This is a genomic window from Kribbella sp. NPDC026596 (genome assembly GCF_040638415.1).
Classification (GTDB): domain Bacteria; phylum Actinomycetota; class Actinomycetes; order Propionibacteriales; family Kribbellaceae; genus Kribbella.
Genome location: NZ_JBEZYF010000001.1, coordinates 107,197 through 121,669, shown reverse-complemented (window position 1 = coordinate 121,669; position 14,473 = coordinate 107,197). Strand labels below are relative to the sequence as shown.

Annotated in this window: 18 protein-coding genes; 5 read left to right on the top strand and 13 right to left on the bottom strand. The window is 68.3% G+C overall.

Translation table 11 applies throughout. From position 1 onward, the window contains the following. The first annotated feature begins 93 nt into the window (after window positions 1–93). A complete protein-coding gene (locus AB0E63_RS00600) occupies window positions 94–1,032 on the top strand; it encodes a helix-turn-helix domain-containing protein (RefSeq protein WP_360359096.1) in 939 nt (312 codons plus the stop codon). Here AB0E63_RS00600 and AB0E63_RS00595 read toward each other — a convergent pair. The 4 genes from AB0E63_RS00595 to AB0E63_RS00580 form a co-directional block, all read right to left on the bottom strand. Next, the gene (locus tag AB0E63_RS00595) at window positions 1,001–2,137 is read right to left on the bottom strand and encodes an NAD(P)/FAD-dependent oxidoreductase (protein ID WP_360359094.1); all 1,137 of its coding nucleotides are present in this window, start codon (window positions 2,135–2,137) and stop codon (window positions 1,001–1,003) included. The two genes, AB0E63_RS00600 and AB0E63_RS00595, sit on opposite strands and share 32 nt — an antisense overlap. 80 nt (window positions 2,138–2,217) lie before the next feature. Continuing rightward, the gene (locus AB0E63_RS00590; RefSeq protein ID WP_360359092.1) at window positions 2,218–2,976 is read right to left on the bottom strand and encodes a hypothetical protein; all 759 of its coding nucleotides are present in this window, start codon (window positions 2,974–2,976) and stop codon (window positions 2,218–2,220) included. A gap of 216 nt (window positions 2,977–3,192) precedes the next feature. Next, window positions 3,193–4,014, bottom strand: a complete 822-nt coding sequence (locus tag AB0E63_RS00585; RefSeq protein ID WP_360359090.1) for a SigB/SigF/SigG family RNA polymerase sigma factor — start codon at window positions 4,012–4,014, stop codon at window positions 3,193–3,195. Window positions 4,015–4,171: 157 nt separating this feature from the next. After that, window positions 4,172–4,999, bottom strand: coding sequence for an SAM-dependent methyltransferase (locus AB0E63_RS00580; protein WP_360359088.1), 828 nt, complete (start codon window positions 4,997–4,999; stop codon window positions 4,172–4,174). Window positions 5,000–5,485: 486 nt separating this feature from the next. Here AB0E63_RS00580 and AB0E63_RS00575 point away from each other — a divergent pair, with 486 nt between their 5' ends. Further along, a complete protein-coding gene (locus tag AB0E63_RS00575) occupies window positions 5,486–5,719 on the top strand; it encodes a DUF397 domain-containing protein (protein ID WP_360359086.1) in 234 nt (77 codons plus the stop codon). Between the two features lie 238 nt (window positions 5,720–5,957). Here AB0E63_RS00575 and AB0E63_RS00570 read toward each other — a convergent pair whose 3' ends face one another. Together AB0E63_RS00570 and AB0E63_RS00565 are read right to left on the bottom strand one after the other, a co-directional pair. Beyond that, window positions 5,958–6,143, bottom strand: a complete 186-nt coding sequence (locus tag AB0E63_RS00570; protein WP_130383591.1) for a hypothetical protein — start codon at window positions 6,141–6,143, stop codon at window positions 5,958–5,960. Window positions 6,144–6,172: 29 nt separating this feature from the next. Beyond that, a complete protein-coding gene (locus AB0E63_RS00565; RefSeq protein WP_360359084.1) occupies window positions 6,173–6,364 on the bottom strand; it encodes a hypothetical protein in 192 nt (63 codons plus the stop codon). Window positions 6,365–6,815: 451 nt separating this feature from the next. Here AB0E63_RS00565 and AB0E63_RS00560 point away from each other — a divergent pair, with 451 nt between their 5' ends. After that, the gene (locus tag AB0E63_RS00560; protein ID WP_360359082.1) at window positions 6,816–7,688 is read left to right on the top strand and encodes a helix-turn-helix transcriptional regulator; all 873 of its coding nucleotides are present in this window, start codon (window positions 6,816–6,818) and stop codon (window positions 7,686–7,688) included. Window positions 7,689–7,700: 12 nt separating this feature from the next. On the opposite strand, the gene AB0E63_RS00555 is transcribed toward AB0E63_RS00560, so the two are convergent. Continuing rightward, complete coding sequence (locus tag AB0E63_RS00555) at window positions 7,701–8,327, bottom strand: DUF2461 domain-containing protein (RefSeq protein WP_360359080.1); 627 nt, start codon at window positions 8,325–8,327, stop codon at window positions 7,701–7,703. A 133-nt stretch (window positions 8,328–8,460) separates the two neighbouring features. Here AB0E63_RS00555 and AB0E63_RS00550 point away from each other — a divergent pair, with 133 nt between their 5' ends. Beyond that, window positions 8,461–9,417, top strand: coding sequence for an NADPH:quinone oxidoreductase family protein (locus AB0E63_RS00550; RefSeq protein ID WP_360359078.1), 957 nt, complete (start codon window positions 8,461–8,463; stop codon window positions 9,415–9,417). Here the strand turns inward: AB0E63_RS00550 and AB0E63_RS00545 are convergent. From AB0E63_RS00545 to AB0E63_RS00535, 3 genes are all read right to left on the bottom strand, one after another. After that, the gene (locus AB0E63_RS00545) at window positions 9,404–10,564 is read right to left on the bottom strand and encodes an epoxide hydrolase family protein (protein WP_360359077.1); all 1,161 of its coding nucleotides are present in this window, start codon (window positions 10,562–10,564) and stop codon (window positions 9,404–9,406) included. The two genes, AB0E63_RS00550 and AB0E63_RS00545, sit on opposite strands and share 14 nt — an antisense overlap. Window positions 10,565–10,605: 41 nt before the next feature. Then, on the bottom strand, window positions 10,606–10,905 hold the full coding sequence (locus tag AB0E63_RS00540; RefSeq protein WP_360359075.1) for a hypothetical protein: 300 nt from the start codon (window positions 10,903–10,905) through the stop codon (window positions 10,606–10,608). Between the two features lie 203 nt (window positions 10,906–11,108). After that, a complete protein-coding gene (locus tag AB0E63_RS00535) occupies window positions 11,109–11,396 on the bottom strand; it encodes a DUF1905 domain-containing protein (protein ID WP_360359073.1) in 288 nt (95 codons plus the stop codon). A gap of 83 nt (window positions 11,397–11,479) precedes the next feature. On the opposite strand from AB0E63_RS00535, the gene AB0E63_RS00530 reads away from it, so the two are divergent. Then, window positions 11,480–11,989, top strand: coding sequence for a GNAT family N-acetyltransferase (locus AB0E63_RS00530; RefSeq protein ID WP_360359626.1), 510 nt, complete (start codon window positions 11,480–11,482; stop codon window positions 11,987–11,989). On the opposite strand, the gene AB0E63_RS00525 is transcribed toward AB0E63_RS00530, so the two are convergent. The 3 genes from AB0E63_RS00525 to AB0E63_RS00515 form a co-directional block, all read right to left on the bottom strand. After that, window positions 11,943–12,932 (bottom strand): cation diffusion facilitator family transporter, encoded by a 990-nt coding sequence (locus AB0E63_RS00525; RefSeq protein WP_360359071.1) that lies wholly within the window; start codon window positions 12,930–12,932, stop codon window positions 11,943–11,945. The genes AB0E63_RS00530 and AB0E63_RS00525 overlap by 47 nt on opposite strands. Before the next feature lie 118 nt (window positions 12,933–13,050). Continuing rightward, window positions 13,051–13,452, bottom strand: a complete 402-nt coding sequence (locus AB0E63_RS00520; RefSeq protein ID WP_360359069.1) for a metalloregulator ArsR/SmtB family transcription factor — start codon at window positions 13,450–13,452, stop codon at window positions 13,051–13,053. A gap of 46 nt (window positions 13,453–13,498) precedes the next feature. Then, window positions 13,499–14,449, bottom strand: a complete 951-nt coding sequence (locus AB0E63_RS00515) for an acetylxylan esterase (RefSeq protein WP_360359067.1) — start codon at window positions 14,447–14,449, stop codon at window positions 13,499–13,501. Window positions 14,450–14,473 lie beyond the last annotated feature (24 nt).

Below are 14,473 nucleotides of genomic sequence, written 5' to 3'. Positions count from 1 at the left end.
ACCTGGCAATCTGTGCAATGAGTCTGACGCAGAACGCAACCCAGGTTGACATTCGTTGCAATGAGCTGACGGTGAACGCAGAGAGGATCCCCGATGCCCGGAGGCAGGCTGAGCCACCAGGACCGGCTCGACATCGCGACCGGCCTGACCGAAGGACGCGGGTACGCCGAGATCGCCCGGGACCTCGATCGCCCCACGTCGACGATCAGCCGCGAGGTCGCCCGCAACGGCGGTGCCCACGGATACCGCGCCGACCATGCCCACTACGCGACGGTGTCCCGAGCCCGCCGCCGCAAGCCGGCCGCCGACGATGCCAGAGCCGATGCTGCCGGCGCCGATGACCAGCAGCCGTCAGGCGCCGATCGCCGGCGACGCGAGTACGTCGAGCGGTTCGCGGCGATGATGGTCGACGGCGGTCTGCCCCGAATGGTGTCGCGCGTCCTCGCACTGCTCTATACCGCCGACTCCGCCAGCCTGACCGCGGCCGACCTGGTCCGCGAGCTCCGCGTCAGCCCCGCGTCGATCTCCAAGGCGATCGGCTATCTCGAACACGTCGGCATGGTCCACCGCGAACCGGACCCACACCGCCGCCTGCAGCACTACGTCATCGCCGAAGAGGTGTGGCTGAAGGCCTGGCAGGTGAGCGCCCGGACGAACCTCAACTGGGCCGAGACCGCAACCGAAGGCGCGGACCTGCTCGGCCGCGACACCCCGGCCGGCGAACGCCTCACGCAGATGGCCGACTTCTTCCACCGCCTCGGCGAGGACATGTCCGGCGGCCCCGCCTTCGAAGTGATCGACGACGCGTTCACGCTCCTCGCGGCCCTCCTGCACGCGGCTCGCCCACTCACCGCGGACCAACTGGCCACCGCGCTTGGCTGGCCCTCCGCCCGGATCACCGATGCCCTCGCCAACGCGACGAAGTACGCCGAGTACTGCGACCCCGTCGTACTCGACCAGTTGGACGACACCTATCGCGCGATCCCCAACCCCGCCAGGCTCACTCCGGCCCAGCTCCGCGCCCTCCGCTGACCAGTCCCCGCAGCAGTCGCGGCGTGATCAGGCCATCGGCCAAGCCGATTTCGACCAGGTCGTCGAAGATGCCCTGGTCGCCGGCGGCCGCGCGGATGCCGGCATCGAGCACGCGACCGGAGCGGGTGAGCTGTGCCGTCAGCGCGGTATGCCGTAGATGCCGCGCCAGGAGGTGAGTCGTCCGGCGACGGTACGGCGTACCCGCATCGGAACTGCCCGCCCGCAGCGCATCGGCGACCGCACGCCCGGCGAGCAGGCCGGTCGCCACGGCGTAGTAGATGCCCTCGCCGGTCATCGGATTGATCAGCCCGGCAGCGTCGCCCGCGAGCATCACGGGACCCGCCTCGGGACGCCAGGACCACCCGGACAGCGGTAGATGGTGTCCCCACCACGACTCCCCGCCATCCGTTGCGCCCGGCAACAATGCGTCCAGGTGTGCGAGCAGCTCGGCCCGGGTCGGGCGAGGGCGGTCGCTCGCCAGCTGTTCGCCGTACCCGACGTTCGACCAGCCGTCACCACGGTCGAACGACCACGCGTACGACGGCTGCCGCCCCGGACCGTACGCGATCACCTGACTAGCGGCCCGCGCCGCCGGCGTCGGCGCATACCCGCGGATCGCCAGCGCCGCCGGCCCCGGCTTCACCCCAAGATCCCGCCGTACGACGGAATGCGCACCGTCGGCGCCCACCACGAACCGGGCGTGGAGCTCGCCGTCCACCAGCACCGACCGCTGATCGATCTCGAGACCACGGACCCGCCGACGGACGAGCCGTGCACCGGCCGACTGCGCCGCCTCGACGAGCCGCTGATCGAAGACGGTCCGCGGCACCACCCAGTTCGCGCGCGCCATCTCGCGGTCCACTCCGACGTCGCCGCGGGTCAGCGCGAACCGCCGTACCGGCGTCCAGTCGTCGAGGAGTCCGGTGACGCCGACCCCGGCGAGCAGATCGAGCACGTGCGGTGCGATGCCGTCGCCGCATGCCTTGTCCCGGGGGAAGTCGTGCCGATCGAGCAGCAGCACCGCGAGACTCGGGTCGGCGACCAGCGCCCCGAGCGCGGCCGAAGCCCCCGCCGGTCCGGCTCCGACGACCACCAGATCCCACACAGCGACCTCCCCTGCGACCCATCCCAGTGTGGCAGCAGCGTGATCCGCGAGATGCCAGAGGCTCCGCGGCTCTCTACCTACTAAGTCCCCGGGCGTTTCCCCGGTTTGTTGTTACGCCGAGATCCGGTGCGACGCGGGCGCGGCATCGCCCTCTCGGACAGTCCGCTGAACTGGCTCGACGAGGTGACCGGACGGGCCTCGTCCAGGTCGACGACCTTCGGTGGCGGCGGGACGAAGACCGGGATGGTCTCCTCGTCATCCGGCGATGGCGGTCGGGCCTCGACGACCAGAGCCGGCTTGGCCCGCGCCGCGGACTCCTTACTCACCCGAGGCCGAGGTGCCGCGATCCTCGCCACCGGCGCGGCCGCGACCGGCTTCCGGACCCGGCGGCGCGGCAGCTTCGTCCGCAGCTCGATGCCGAGCGCATCGATCAGCTTGCGACAGGCAACGATCGACAGAGCCACCGCAAACACCGTGCAACCGGCGAACAGCACCGCCTGGCCACCGGCCGCCCAGTTCGACGGGTCGGTCCGGTTCATCGCGGCGATCATCGCCACCACGATCGCGTTGGTGATGCCGAGGGCAACGGCCAGACCGCCGGTGCGAACCAGCACCCCCTGCGCGAGGTCGACGTCGTCGGCCGCCGCCATCAGGCCCGCGAGCAGGCCCGCCAGCACCGGCACCGTATAGACCAGCGCCAGCGTGAGGCCGGGGCTCGCGACGAGATAGAAGACGTCGAACACCAGAGCGGTACCGGTCAGCGCTGCCGCGAAGCACACCACCATCGGCGGATACGCGCGTACCACAGCAAGCGCGTCCGCGGGCACCGTCCTGATCATCCGCAACGCCAACAGCAACGACCTATCCCCTCATCCTCCACCATTGTGCAGGTCCGTCGCACCGTGTGTGACATTCACGCACAGGCGAGTCGTCACCAGGCTGCCGGAACCTCGAGGTTCTGGGAAGGACAAAGCACACCGACCGTCTCAGCCTCGGTCAACTTCGCCGCAGGCAAACAAGTTGCCGAGGCTGCGACGGTCGGTGCGTGGAGTGAGCTAGGCGGCAGCCGGCAGCGGGGCCAGCTTGTCGCGCAGATCGTCCAGGATCTTCCGCAGGACGCGGGAGACCTGCATCTGGCTGACGCCGATGTCGTTGCCGATCTCGGACTGGGTCCAGCCCTCGACGAAGCGCAGCTGCAGGATCCGCCGCTCGCGCTCACCCAGATCGGCCAGTACCGGCTGCAGCATCTCGACCGTCTCCAGCTGGTCGATGCTGCCGTCGTCCAGATCGGCGACGACGTCGGCCAGCGTCAGCTCGGCGTCGACCTCGGCCGGACGGTCCAGCGAGAGGACGTTGAAGCAGCCCTTCGCGGCGAGCGCCTGCTCGACCTCGATGACCTCGACCTCGAGGTGCTCGGCGATCTCAGCCGGCGTCGGCTCCCGGTTCAGCTCCTGCTCGAGCTCGGGCACCTTGGCGGCGATCGTGCCTTGCATCTCCTGGAGCCGGCGCGGGATCCGGACCGTCCACGCGCAGTCGCGGAAGTACCGTTTCACCTCGCCCCGGATGGTCGGGATCGCGAACCCGATGAACGGAGTGTCCGCCTCGAGCCGGTAGTAGTGCGCGGCCTTGACCAGGCCGAGGTACGCGACCTGTTCCAGGTCGTCGGCCTCGGCGCCGCGGCCGCGAAAGCGGCGCGCGATCCCCCGGGCCATTTCGATGTTGAGTTCGACGACCTCTTCGAGCAGTTGTTGCCGCTCGTTGTCGTCGGTGCTGGCAGCCCTGCGTTCCATCAGTTCCCGGGTGGCTGCTTCTCTGGCGGCCCGATCGGCCGGAGTAGAACAGCGGACAGAAATCCGCTCGGTGATGCTCGTAACCATGGGTATGACCTCGCGACTGTCGTCACGGCGTGGCACTTAGCTGAACCACGGTCATGCCTGCGTACCTCAAGTCGTACCCACCCTGCGCGAAGTCATGCATACGAAAAAGGCGCGCATCCCGTCGGGGATGCGCGCCTTGTCGTCGCAGAGGGTGAGATCAGCCCTTCTTGGCGATACCCGCCATCAGGATCCGCTGCCACGGCTCCAGATCCGCCGCGGCCGGAACGTCGCCCTCGGGGTCCTCCGGGAACCAGCGGGCCAGGAAGTCCACGCCAGGGGGCACCAGCGGCAGTCCGAGGAAGTGCTGCTCGATCCGCTCAGGGGTCCGGATCCAGCCGTTGCCGAGGCTCTCCAGGCCGGCCCGCTCCATCCCCTTCTGCAGCGGCTCACCGGTGTCGACGAAGTCGGTGATGAACAGGTAGCTACCGGGGACGAGGGCGTCCATCAGCGTGCGGACCCACTCGTCCGGCTTCTCGTCGTCGTGGAAGTGCATGTGGATGCCGACGATCATCAACGCGATCGGACGGCCGAAGTCCAGGTGCTTCCGGATCTCCTCGTTGTCGAGGATGGCCTGCGGCTGACGCAGGTCGGAGGTGACGACGATGGTGCTGTTGTTGGTGGCCAGCAGCGCCCGGCCGTGCGCGAGCACGATCGGGTCGTTGTCGACGTAGGCCACCTTGACGTCCGGGTTGATCTCCTGCGCCGCCTCGTGGGTGTTCTTCTGTGTCGGCAGACCGCTGCCGATGTCGAGGAACTGGTCGATCCCCGCCTCGCGCACGAGATAGTGCACGCCCTTGACCAGGGCCTCGCGGTTCTCGATCGCGCACCGGCCGGCGTCCGGCACGTACTTCAAATACAGTGCCGCGCCCTCGCGGTCGGCGGCGAAGTTGTCTTTACCACCGAGCAGGGCGTCGTAGACGCGGGCGATGGTCGGTTGGGAAGTGTCGAAGTCCGGAGTCGCATCCGGACCGTCTGAAGTCGCCATCGGCGCAGCCTTCTTGTCGGGAATTCTTGGTGTCATCGTAGGGCAGTTGCAGACCTGCCAGCACAGTGGTTCGGCTCGGCGTGAGTGTCGAATCCAAGCTTCTCCGGAGTGCCTGATTCGTCAAGCAGATAAGGCTTTTCGGATTCACTTCAGGTCCTGACATACAGCCCTCGGATGAAAGTCACCCGACACCCTTCCCCACCCGTGCGCCGTCAATCGCTAACGACGCGCCCCCAACCTTCGCGAAACACCGCCAGCGGCGCGCACGACGAGGCCGCCGCCCGGCCGCGTGCCGCTGCGGCCTATCCGCCCTCCAGATCGGCGCGTCGCTACGGATCGCAACCGAAATCGAGGGGCCAACGGTCGTTTGACCGCAACACGATCACTACACGTAAGGGAGCGGACACGGGCCTCTCGAGCGTGTACGATGCAAATGCAAGGCCAAATGCACGTGCATATGCCAAGGACGTACGGAAGGTGCAGCTGATGACTGCTGTCTACAACGGCATGCCCGGCGACTCGATCAGCGAGCTGATCTGGCGCAAGAGCCAGCGGAGTGGCCCCAACGGCAACTGCGTCGAGGTAGCGAAGCTGCCGGACGGCGGCGTGGCGATGCGGAACTCGCGTCACACCGACGGCCCGGCACTGGTGTTCACCAAGGCCGAGATCGAAGCATTCCTCGGCGGCGTTCACGACGGCGAGTTCGACTACCTCGCCTGAGCGACCCCGGAAGCAAGAGGCCCCTTCGCCAGGCGAGTGACGAAGGGGCCTCTTCCTTTGTGTTCGATCCAGAGCCCGGGTATGGCGGTCGGCGGCAAACCTCACGTGCGGCCGGCCGGCCCGGCCCGGGCGATTGCCCGCGGGCGATCGATCGCACACCGGGCGAGCGCCGTACCGAGACGACGAAGGCCGACCCTCGAACGAGGGTCGGCCTTGGTGTTGCTGGAGCGCGAGCGGACTACTGGACGGTGAGCGGCCAGAGCTGTTCGCTGGGCAGTTCGGAAGCCTTGCCGGTGGCCGCATTGTCCACAGTGATACGCAATCCGGTGAACTTCGGCGTCATCACCCGCTGGTACCGCGAGGCGCGGTCAGGCTCGGCAACATACTCGGCGATCAGGTGGTCTCCCAGCCAGATCCGCACCATTTTTCGGCCTCCTACTGCTCTGTCGGTGGTCATGGGGCCAGGCTCACGATCGGGTCGCCGTCGAGGTGGCGAACTCCGCGCAACCAGCCCTCGAAGGCCCAGCGCTGTTGCTCAGGGCAACGCGCGACCAGTTCCTGGATCTCCCGCTCGGTCAGCTCGTCGGGCGCACGTCCGCTCACGTCGGCGGTGTGCTGGGCTGCCTCACTGTCGTCGTCATTCATCGACTCGGGTTCCCCAACCAGTCATGCCAACGGGAGGGCCGTTGACGGGTCTGTAGGACCGGCCTACTGGATCGCGCGCTGTCACTTTTCGCGAGATCCAGCTCACCTTCTGTGCATGAATCAATCATGGCGTCGGCACGCTGCGAATGCAAGCGCCCGATGCACGTGCATCCGCACGTTTTCCAGTTCGTGACCCGAAATCGCCCGTACCCGCCTGCAGGGAGCCCCGATCGGGCCCGTCGAACACTGTTCGCCCGGTCGCGGCGGTATGCTTTTGTCCTGACAAACTCACCGGTACGTCATGGTCCGAAATGACACTGTGTGATCAGCGGCACGATTTCGGAGAGCTTGTGTAAGAAGTTCGGCAGATTGCCTGCCAGGCGTGCGATGATGTGCATTCGCGGTCGAAGTCGCCGCTGATTGAGCTGTGGGGCCTGCCTGGGAGGACAACGTGACGGAGTCGGGCGCGCAAAGCGGACCGACTGCGCTTCGAATCATCCTCGGAGCGCACCTGCGGCGAATGCGGGAAGCCGCCGGGATCACTCGGTCCGACGCCGGCTGGGAGATCCGCTCGTCGGAGTCCAAGGTCAGCCGGATGGAGCTCGGCCGGGTCGGGTTCAAGGAGCGCGATGTCCGCGACCTGCTCACCCTCTACGGCCTGGACGACGGCGAGGAGCGCGAGCGGCTGCTGTCGCTGGCGCGGGACGCCAACAACCCCGGGTGGTGGCACCGGTTCGGCGATGTGCTGCCGAGCTGGTTCCACTCCTACCTGGACCTCGAGGCCGCCGCGACGCTGATCCGTACCTATGAGCTGCAGTTCGTCCCCGGTCTGCTCCAGACCACCGACTACGTGCGTGCGGTGGTGCAGCTCGGCCGCGGCCTGATCCCGGCCGAGGAGGTCGAGCGCCGCGTCGCGCTGCGGGTCAACCGCCAGAACATCCTCACCCGTCCGGACCCGGTGCGCCTGTGGGCCGTGGTCGACGAGTCGGTGCTGCGCCGGCCGATCGGTGGCACGAAGCCGATGTGCCTGCAGCTGGAGCACCTGATCGAGATGACCCACCTGCCGAACCTCACGCTCCAGGTCATGCAGTTCAAGTCGGGCGGCCACGCCGCCACCGGCGGTGCGTACAGCATTCTCCGTTTCCCGGAGCAGGACCTGCCGGACATCGTCTACATCGAGCACCTGACCAGTGCGCTCTACCTGGACAAGCTCGAGGACCTCGACAGCTACACGGCCACCATGGAGTCCCTCTGCGTGGCGGCCCCGCCGCCGAACAAGACCCGCGACATCCTCGCCGGGATTCTCAAGGAGTACGAGCGCTGACGCATCAGCGTTTCAGCTGTTGTCGGTCAGCCAGGTGATGAGGGGCTTGGTGGCCCGCCAGTCCGCGCGGACCTGGTCGGCCAGCTCCGGCTTGTGGATGATCGGCTCGAAGCCGTAGGACTTGCTGACGGTCAGGGACTTGTGCCGGAGCAGCTCGATCCTCGGGTGCTCGGCGTCGTACCCGCGCGGGCTCGTCTTCAGCCGATCGCCGCCGACCGTCCAGCCGGCCGCGGTCAGCTTCGCCAGCAGCTTCTCCAGCTGCTTCCCGCGCCGGTCGTCGTCGATCGCGGTCCGGACCCGGGCCAGTCGCTCGGAGTTCGCCTCGTAGAAGCCGGCCGCCACCCGCACGCCCGGCGCCGACACCTGGACGTACCACCCGGTCGACGGCGCCACGTCGATGAACGCCCCCTGATGGGTCTTGTACGGCGTCTTGTCGCGCGCGAACCGGACATCGCGGTACGGCCGGAAGAGCTTCGCCGTCCCGAACTCCGCCTCGAGTTCCCCGAGCAACGCCGCCATCGGCGCCCGGACCGATTCCTCGTAGACCTGCTTGTGCTCCGTCCAGAAGGTCTTGGTGTTGTCCATCTCGAGATCGTCGTAGAAGTCCAGCGCGGCGGCCGGGAACCCGGTGAAACTCATGCCGCCACGATAGTTCGGCACGCATACTTCGGGGGTAGTTGGGTACGGGCTCGGTCAGGAGGGCTCCGGGCAGGTGCGTCGGCCAAGACCAGGCGCGGGCCGGCGCACCGCCGCTGGCTTATGCTCGACGACCATGCGCGCGATTCAGGTCACCGAGCTCGGTGGCCCCGAGGTCCTGGTTCCTGCAGAGCTCGATCCCCCGGTCGCGGGCCCGGATCAACTCCTCGTCGAGGTCAGCGCGGCCGGCGTGAACTTCGCTGACACGCATCGCACCGACGGCTCGTATCGCGGCGGCGTCAAGCTCCCGTTCGTCCCGGGTGTCGAGATCGTCGGCCGGACCGAGAGCGGTCACCGGGTGCTCTCCCCCATCTTCGAGACCGGTGGCGGGTACGCCGAGTACGCCGTCGCGCCGGTGGACCGGGTGGTCGACGTACCCGACGACGTCAGTGACGGGCAGGCGCTCGCGTTGCTGATCCAGGGCCTGACGGCGTGGCATGTACTGCGGAACAGCGCGCGACTCGCAGCCGGTGAGTCGGTGCTGGTCAACGCGGCAGCCGGTGGCGTCGGCTCGTTGGCAGTTCAGCTCGCCAAGCACTTCGGCGCCGGACAGGTCATCGCGACGGCCTCCACACCGGCCAAGCGCGAGCTGGCGCTGGAGCTCGGCGCCGATGTTGCGGTGGACAACGATCCGGACGGGTACGCCGATCGGATCCGGGCCGCGAGCAACGATCGCGGAGTCGACGTGGTCCTCGATTCGACCGGTGGACCGACGATGCTCGCCGGGCTCGAGTGCCTGGCCGGGTTCGGCCGGCTGGTCAACTACGGGAACGCCGGGCGCGAAGGCCGGCCGTCGGTCGATCCCAGTGCTCTTGCCCAGCGCAACCTTTCGGTCGCGGGATTCTGGCTGGTGCCGGCGATGGACCTGCCGGGCGGGTACGCCGAACCGTTGACCGAGCTCCTTGCGTTGACGGCGTCGCACAAGCTCAGGCCACTCGTCGGCGCGGAGTATCCGCTCGAGGACGCCCGCCGGTCGCACGAGGACCTGCTCGCCCGCCGGAGCACCGGAAAGCTCGTGCTCAGGATTCGATAGTCGCGAAGAAGGCGCGGATGTCGGCAACCAGGACGTCGGGTTGTTCGAGGGCGGCGAAGTGGCCGCCGTGCGGGTGGCTGGTCCAGCGGACGATGTTGTCGGTGTGGGCGACCTTGTGGCGCAGCGGGATGAAGTTGTCGTGGGCAAGGTCGAGCAGCGCGGTGGGGGTGGTGGACGGCTCGGTCGGCCGGCCCCAGTACGACGCGTGCGCACGCTCGTAGTAGATCGCACCGGAGGATCCAGCGGTGCGCGTGAGCCAATAGAGCATCACGTTCGTGAGCAGGTGGTCGCGGTCGATCTCGGACGCGGGATCGGACCAGGCCGCGAACTTCTCCGCGATCCAGGCCAGCTGCCCGACCGGTGAGTCGGTGAGCGCGTACGCCAGGGTCTGTGGCCGGGTCGACTGCAGGTCGGCGTACCCCTGCTGTTCCTTGCGCCACTGCTGGAAGCGCCGCCACGAGGCCCAGGTGCGATCCCGCTCGGCCTGGTCGAGCGGCGCGAGCTCCTCCGGGGTCGGCTCGGAGGTGGCGCCGGAGTTGGGGAGGAGATTGAGATGTACGCCGATCACCTGCTCGGGGTGGATCCGCCCGAGCTCACGGGAGATGCCGCCACCCCAGTCGCCGCCCTGGACGCCGTACCGGTCGTAGCCGAGCCGGGTCATCAGGACGGACCACGCGCGGGCCACTCGCAGGAACTCCCAGCCGGGCTCCCGGGTTGGTCCGGACAGGCCGAAGCCCGGGATACTCGGCATGACCAGGTGGAACGCGCCGGCCGGGTCGGCGCCGTACGCGCGGGGGTTCGTCAGCGGGCCGACGATCTCGGTGAACTCGGCGAACGAGCCGGGCCAGCCGTGGGTGACGATCAGCGGGGTCGCGTCCGGTTCGGGCGAGCGGACGTGGGCGAAATGCACGTTCGCGCCGTCGATCGTGGTGGTGAACTGCGGCCATTCGTTCAGCCGTGCCTCGGCCTTGCGCCAGTCGTACTCGTGCCGCCAGTACTCGACGAGGTCCTGGAGGTAGCCCAGCGGTACGCCGTACGCCCAGCCGACACCGGGTAGTTCGTCCGGCCAGCGGGTCAGGTCCAGGCGGGCTCGAAGGTCGGCCAGGTCGGTCTCGGGCACGTCCAGGTGAAACTCGTCGACAGTCACCCCGGCAGGGTCTCGCGGCAGCCGCGCGACCGCATCCGAATTCAGGCGTTGACCTTGTCCGCCTTGTCGCGGACGACCTTGACCGTGACAGCGGCGATCAGGCAGAGCGCACCCGCGCTGATCACGATCGTGACCAGCGTGCTCGAGCCGTTCAGCGCGTTGTCGCACGTCATCGGCGTGATCCCCGCGGCGGGCCGGAAGGACGAGCCACAGTCGACCCCGGCCGATGAGACCGACCGGAAGCCGAGCAGCACCCCGGCGAAGACCAGGACCACTCCGGCGATACCGAGAATCTTGTTCAGCATCGTCACGGTGAGACCGGCTCCGCTGATGGTGGGCATGCCGATGGCATACCCCGTGAGCCCCGTTGCACTTCGTTCACTCCTGACGTCGACGGACCACCCACCATCGAACTTACGGTCCGTTGCCGGACGATCCCCACCCGAGCGGCCCGTCAGGACTGATTCTTCACATACTCCTTACTCAGGACATGACGCTGTGTGACGGCGGTCTCAAACTGCGACCGGGCCGATGGGGGTGACTTTCAACCGAGGCGTTCTTCCAGGTGGACCGTGATCTCGTCGCCGGGCTGCTTGCCGATCAGGTCGCGGAGGTCGCCCTTGACGGGGAGTTTGTGGGTGCCGTCGCCGAGGGCCATGAAGGAGCTCTCGAAGGGGTGGCCGTCCATGGTGCCGCGGACCTTGACCAGGCCGCGGGTGCCGAAGAACTCGGCCGAGCCGGGCATCTGCACGTAGGTCCAGCCGCCCTTGGCGTCGCTCTTCAGCAGCGGCGCGGTGAACGTCTTGTCCAGCTTTGCGGTCTTGTTGCTCACGATGAGCTCCTCTCTACACCCCTAGGTAGAGACTGGCGGACGGGTTTCGACATCCCTGGCCAAACTATTCTGGGGAAGTGCAGATGAACATCCGCCGCGCGGGGCGGGACGACGTACCGGTGGTGCTGGGACTGCTCGACGGGGCGACCGAGTGGCTGGTCGCGCGAGGGCGGACCGATCAGTGGGGCACCGAGCCGCACTCGACGAGTCCGCGGCGGATCGCGCAGATCACCTCGTTCGCGGACGACGACGGGTTGTGGGTGGCCGAGGCGGACGGTCGGGTCGTCGGGGCGCTCGCCGTCGGGGACGCGATGCCGTACGTGCGGCCGGCCGAGGAGCCCGAGCTGTACGTGCGGCTGCTGGTCACCGATCGAGAGTCCGCCGGGCAGAACATCGGCGGCGTACTGCTCGATCACGCGCGCGAACTGGCGCGTGAGGCGGGAGTCGGGCTGCTCCGGGTGGATTGCTTCGCCGGTGGGGACGGTGCGCTGGTCCGGTACTACGAGAAGCAGGGGTTCACGCGGACCGAGACGTTCGCCGTACCGGTCAATGGTTCGGAGTGGCCGGGTCAGGTGCTCGCCCAGCGGTTGTGATTGAGCGATGAACGGTGCCGTGGGCATCAGAACAGTGCGCGGAGAGGTCGTCGCCGGTGGCGTGGTCGACCTGGAGGGTCGAGTGCGTCAGGTGATACCGGTCCGCGAGGAGTGCCTCGATCTCGATCCGGATCTGGTGGCAGTCGAGTCCCTCGGCGACCAGGATGTGCGCGGACGCGGCCGGTTCACCGGAGGTGATCTCCCAGACGTGCAGGTCGTGCACCTCCACCACGCCGTCGATCGCGCACAGCTCGGCGCCGAGCGCCTGCGGGTCGATGGCGGCGGGCGCGGCCTCGAGGAAGATCCGGCCGGAGTCACGGACCAATGAGACACCGGCCTTCAGCATCAGCGCGGCGACCACCAGCGCGGCGATCGCGTCCGCCCGGGCCAAGCCGGTGAGGAGTACGACGAGACCCGCGATCGCGGTCGCGATGAACGCGAACAGGTCGTTCAGGATGTGCTGGAACGCGCCCTCGACGTTCAGGCTCGAGCGGTTGGCCTTGCTGATCAGCCAGGTGGCGAACAGGTTCACGACGATGCCGACCACACCGGTGATCAGCACCAGCGCGCCCTTCACCTCGGGCGGGTCGATCATCCGGTTGATCGCCTCGTAGACGAAGTACGCCGCGAGCAGCAGGAGGGTGATGCCGTTCGCCTGCGCGGACAGGATCTCGACCCGCTTGAACCCGTAGGTGAAGCCGCCGGCCGGCGGGCGGGCCGCGAGCCGGATCGCGATCAGCGCGAGCACGATGGCGATCGCGTCGGTGAGCATGTGCGCGGCGTCGGTGATCAGGGCCAGCGAACCGGCCGCGAGGCCGACGATGACCTCGGCCACCATGAAGCCGACGATCAGCGCGAGCGCACCACTGAGCAACTTCCGGTCGGCACTCGAGCTAACACCGTGTCCATGTCCATGTCCATGTCCATGGCCGTGGTCGGTCATGGGGCCTCCCGGTCTGGCCTGAGGAGCGCAGGGAGCGCAGCGACTGGAGCGACGAGGGAAGACCGGGAGCCAAGGCCCCATGACCACGCCGGCGCCGAAGGCCCGGCCAAAAGCACTGTCATGACTCCGACCGTTCCGGGTGGATGGCGTCGGTGTGCTCGGTGTGGGCGACGGCCAGGTCGAGCAGCATCCGGACGTGCGCGTCGTCCAGCCGGTAGAAGGCGTTCCGGCCGTCACGCCGTACGGCGACCACCCGGTGGGCACGGAGCAGCCGGAGGGCGTGCGACGTGGCGGACTCGCTCAGCCCGGTGATCGCGGCGAGATCGCAGACGCACAGCTCACCGTCGAGTAGCGCGACCAGCAACTTCAGGCGGCGGGCATCGCCGAGCAGGCCGAACACGTCGGCCGTATCGACGATGTCGTCCTCCGCGGGCATCCTGGCGTTGACGCTCGCCACCCGCTCGGGGTCGACCAACCGGATGTTGCAGGAGTCGAGCTGCACATCTGCAGAACTCTTCATACGTCGACAGTAAAGGACCCACTCGCGCCCCGCAACGTGCCGCTGGTTACAGCGTGTCAGCGAGCCACCGTAGTTGCCGCATCCGCTGCACCTGTGCGCCGCCGTCGTGCCCGTTGTACGGCCAGACGTCGATCTCCGCCGTACCGCCGTAGTGGTTGAACGCCGCGAAAACGGTCGACGGTGGACAGACGGCGTCCATCAGCGCGACCGAGTACCGCGCCGGCGCGGTCGCCCGGGCGGCGAGATTCACCCCGTCGAAGTAGTCGAGGACGGAGAACACGTCCTCGGGCGGCACGCGCCGACGGGCGAGATAGTCGGCGATCTCGCCGTACCCGCTCTCCCCCGCCATCTCGGCGGCCCGCCGGAAGTGCGTCAGGAACGGTACGTCGATCAACGCCGCCGCCAGGTCGGAACGCAACCCGGCCACCGCCTGCGCGATCGCTCCCCCTTGGCTGCCGCCGGCTACCACGATCCGGGCCGGGTCCGCGACCGGATGGCTCTGCGCCGCGTCCACCGCCCGGACCGCGTCGGTGAAGACCCTGCGGTAGTAATAGGAGTCGCGGTCGACCAGTCCGCGGGTGAGGAACCCGGGCACCTGCGGGTTCGCACCCGGATCGGGATCCCCCGTCTCGGTCCCCTGACCGCGAGTGTCCATCACCAGTACGGCGTATCCGGCGGCCGGGAACACGAGCCAGTCGATCGGCCAGTTCCGCCCACCCTGGTACCCGAGGAACTGGACGACCGTCGGCAGTGGACCCTGCGTCCCCCGAGGTGCCAGGAACCACCCCGCGATCCGATGCCCGCCGAAGCCGGTGAACCGCACGTCCCACACGTCGACCAGCGACAGGCCGGCGTCGTACGGGACGAATGACGCGTCGAGCGGATCGGTCTCGGCCTTGGCCAGCGTCTCCTGCCAGAACCGCTCGAAGTCGGCCGGCTCGGTGCGCTCCGGGCGGTACTCGCGAAGCTCCGGCAACGGCTTGTCGAACAACGGCATGGTGATTCCTCTCGAGGTCGGCTG